This is a genomic window from Candidatus Korarchaeota archaeon NZ13-K (genome assembly GCA_003344655.1).
GTDB lineage: Archaea > Korarchaeota > Korarchaeia > Korarchaeales > Korarchaeaceae > Korarchaeum.
The window spans coordinates 1-3,233 of record MAIU01000111.1; the positions used below are offsets into that span (position 1 = coordinate 1).

Below are 3,233 nucleotides of genomic sequence, written 5' to 3' on the forward strand. Positions count from 1 at the left end.
TCCCCACCCTCAGCGGGAGCCCCTGGGAGAATGGGGGGGCCAGGAAGCTGGAAAGCTCGCTGGCCTCGGGCCTCATGACCTTGGAGAGCGTGGGTGGAGGGGCCTCTAGGGGCCTTATCCTCCCGGAAGCAGGGTCCCTGTAGCCTATGACCTCACAATCAGCTATCAGGTACTCCAGCTCGCTGCTGTAGTTTGAGATGAGGCCGGAGCTGCTCGCTATGAGCCCGGCCTTCCCGAGCTCAACCTCCTCGTTTATCGTCTGTATCTCCCTGACCCTTAGGAATACGGGGAGGCCCTCCCATGGGTGATCGATCACGTAGAAGTCTCCCATGGACAGCTTCGCGCCCTTGAGGGCCACGAAGAGCACCCTTCTGGGCGTTGATCGGGAGATCACGTGACCGACCACTTCCCTCAATCGATCTCACCCCTCTGCAGCGAGAAGAGCGGGAGCCTCTCAGGGCTGAGCCCCCTGGCCCTGGCCTCGCTCAGGACCATCCTGTAGATCAGGGAGGTCTGCCTGTTGGTCAGCTTGGAGAGCCTGTCGACCGCTATTATGGGCAGGGGCAGGCCCGTGCTTGGCTCAGAGAGGGAGTATATCTGCGAGACTATGATCCTGGCCTCATCGAGCGAGAACTCCGGGAGGTCCAGCCTGACGGGGGACTTCCCCCTCCTCAAGAAGGTGACCCAGAGCCTGAGCCCCCTGGCATCGCCCAGGAAGCCGGCGACCTCCTCCCAGCTCCCGTCCGCGGGTATGGGGCCGAGGGCCTCCCCCTCACTGAGCAGGAGGGAGGAGAGGAGGGAATCCGGGACGCTATCCATACCGAGCCATGTCGAGATGTAGTGACTCCTCACCCTCTTGACCACGCCTACGACGTGCTTTCCCGCAAGCTTGGCCTCCCTCAGGAGGTTGGAGAGGGAGCGCAGCGCCGCCTCATAAACCTCCAGGTAGCTAGGTGAGTAGCTCCTCCCCCTGGGGGCGTAGTAGCTTCTCGGCAGGTAGAGAGGACCATCTATGAGCACGAGATCGCTCTTGCTCAGCAGGATTGAGGCCAGGTTGTACATCAGGTAGTAGCCGATCAGGGATGAGAGCTTGACCCCCTCCTCGTCGTCCGGGCAGGATGAGGGGGGTCTCAGGGTGGCGAGCAGGGGATCTGACATCCTCAGGCCCCCTATGAAGACGGCCCCGACGGCGAGGCTTATCGGCTGATAGCCCACGAGGAGGTCCTTGCCACCCGAGCCCGAGTCAACGGCCGCCACGTTCGGGCTCGCTGCTTCCGCCCCGAGCCTCATTATAGGTAGAACCTCCCTCAGCCTCGGGACTATGGCTTCAGCTTTGTTCACCAACCCCATTATATTTGAGAATATACCTTTTGATATGTCCCCGAGGACTTCATTGTATTCACTGTAGGGCCTGATGCTGGGGGAGAGCCGCGCCACGTCGACCTCGCTGAACCACTCATCCCTCTTTTTCATGAGCTTCCCGATAGTTTTGAAATATTCTCCTAATAAAGCATTCTGATGTGATGTTCAAGTCGGGTAATTACCGATTTTGATCACAAAAATTTATTAAGAACCGAAAAAGGGTGATTGGGGATCAAATGGGGGATGAAATGACAAAAAGATTATAAGCTGATCAAAATGTATTTTGATCGATGTCCTCGAGGGAGGTGGGGGCTAGGCAAACCCTTAAGGGAATGGAAAGCGTCCTTAGAGCTGAATACAAAAAAATTATAGACCTTTCCGACTCTTGGTACATTCTGATAGCTCCCACCTCCGCAAACTTCTCCCTCCTTTCTCAGATAATCTCAAGAGAAATCAGGATGATAGTTTCGGCGATATTCCTCAATGACGGATCCTCGGGCGAGGGGCTGGAGGAGTTCAGGGGGAGGCTGGTGGCTATAAACGGTGAGGAGAGGGTGACCGAGGTCATACTGGGGAGGGTGGATCAGATAGGGATGATATCGCACTTCTCAGAGCTACCGGATCTCATGAGGGCTTACGAGGGGGATCGGGGCATGAGGGCACTCATAGTCTGCGCGGGCCCGCACAGGATAGACCTCTTCCACCTCGCCCTCTACCTGGATGCCAGGGCGATAGAGCTGACCGATGATGGCTACAGGGAGCTCATAACCTACCCGACCTGGAAGCTGAACGAGGTGTCGCTCTCCATACTCTACGTGGCCATGATCCTGGAGGAGGTGGGGGAGAGGGTGACCCCCCACAACCTGGCCAGGTACGTGAGGCTCAGGGAGAAGGGAGGGGACCTGAGATCCAAGGCTGTGAGCCTTGATTACCACGTCAGGAAGTACCTGGTGGCGGATGGTCTCCTCCAGAAGGAGAGGGATCCGGAGAGCAGGAGGGGGATCTCCTACAGGCTCACCCCGAAGGGGATGAGCGTGGCCAGGCTGGCCGAGGCCCACTTCAGGAGCCTCGGGCTGAGGATGGAGGATTACATCGAGCTAGAGGCCCTCAGGCAGTTCATAAAGGTTGAGGTGGAGTGAAGGCTAGAAGCAGTTCTCCTTTATCCTCTGGGTTATCATGGCGGGGCAGACCCTCGTGACGCCCCTCATCTCCCTTATCTCCCTCAATATCCTCTCCATCTCCTCCTCGTTCCTGGCCCAGAGCTCAACTATTATGGCATGGTCACCCGCTGTTATGGAGACGGACCTCGCATAGCTCCTCTCAGCCAGCTCCCTCGCGACCCTGACTATCTCCCCCGGCTCCACGTCCACGCCCGTGATGGAAACTATGGAGTAACCTAGCGTCGCGGGATCCAGCTTCACCGTGAAGCCCCTTATAACTCCAAGCCTCTCGAGCCTCCTCACCCTCTTCCTGACGGCCACATCGCTTATCCCAAGGCTCTCAGCTATCCTCCTGAAGGAGACCCTTCCATCCCTTACTATCATCTCTATTATCTGCCTGTCCCTCTCGTCCAGCCTCAGCCTCCTTATGTTCCCTCCTTCCATGCGCGGGACCTTCCCCACTAACCTAAAAATATTTCACCGAATGGGCCCGCGGGGTGGTGCGATTACAGGCCCTCGAGGACTGTCTTGAAGAAGTCGTGGTGCTCCTCCTCATCCCTCACGTCCTGCTCAATCATCTCCCTCAGGTTGCTACCAACCTTTATCGGATCGGGAACTGTCGTGGGAGTACCTCCCAGGTACCAGAGCCTCTCCGCTATTGCCTCTGCATGCTTCATCTCCTCCACAGCTATCTCCTTCATCCTACCGGAG

The 3,233-nt window shown here is 57.6% G+C and carries 5 protein-coding genes; 1 reads left to right on the top strand and 4 read right to left on the bottom strand.

Annotated features, from left to right (window positions below; genetic code table 11):
* The coding region (locus BA066_07435) for a hypothetical protein (protein RDD52857.1) at positions 1 to 415 on the bottom strand (415 nt) is incomplete at its 3' end.
* Entirely contained in the window at positions 412 to 1,473 is a 1,062-nt protein-coding gene (locus tag BA066_07440; GenBank protein RDD52858.1) for a hypothetical protein, read from the bottom strand. The genes BA066_07440 and BA066_07435, both read right to left, overlap by 4 nt.
* A gap of 179 nt (positions 1,474 to 1,652) precedes the next feature.
* Between BA066_07440 and BA066_07445 the strand changes: the two genes are divergently transcribed.
* Positions 1,653 to 2,501, top strand: a complete 849-nt coding sequence (locus BA066_07445) for a hypothetical protein (GenBank protein ID RDD52859.1) — start codon at positions 1,653 to 1,655, stop codon at positions 2,499 to 2,501.
* Positions 2,502 to 2,504: 3 nt separating this feature from the next.
* Here BA066_07445 and BA066_07450 read toward each other — a convergent pair whose 3' ends face one another.
* A complete protein-coding gene (locus BA066_07450; GenBank protein ID RDD52860.1) occupies positions 2,505 to 2,966 on the bottom strand; it encodes an Lrp/AsnC family transcriptional regulator in 462 nt (153 codons plus the stop codon).
* A 62-nt stretch (positions 2,967 to 3,028) separates the two neighbouring features.
* The coding region (locus BA066_07455; GenBank protein ID RDD52861.1) for a ferritin at positions 3,029 to 3,233 on the bottom strand (205 nt) is incomplete at its 5' end.

Excerpts from the sequence above, each read along its gene's own strand:
- BA066_07440 (RDD52858.1), bottom strand. The coding sequence starts at position 1,473 with ATGAAAAAGAGGGATGAGTGGTTCAGCGAGGTCGACGTGGCGCGGCTC.
- BA066_07445 (RDD52859.1), top strand. The coding sequence starts at position 1,653 with ATGTCCTCGAGGGAGGTGGGGGCTAGGCAAACCCTTAAGGGAATGGAA.
- BA066_07450 (RDD52860.1), bottom strand. The coding sequence starts at position 2,966 with ATGGAAGGAGGGAACATAAGGAGGCTGAGGCTGGACGAGAGGGACAGG.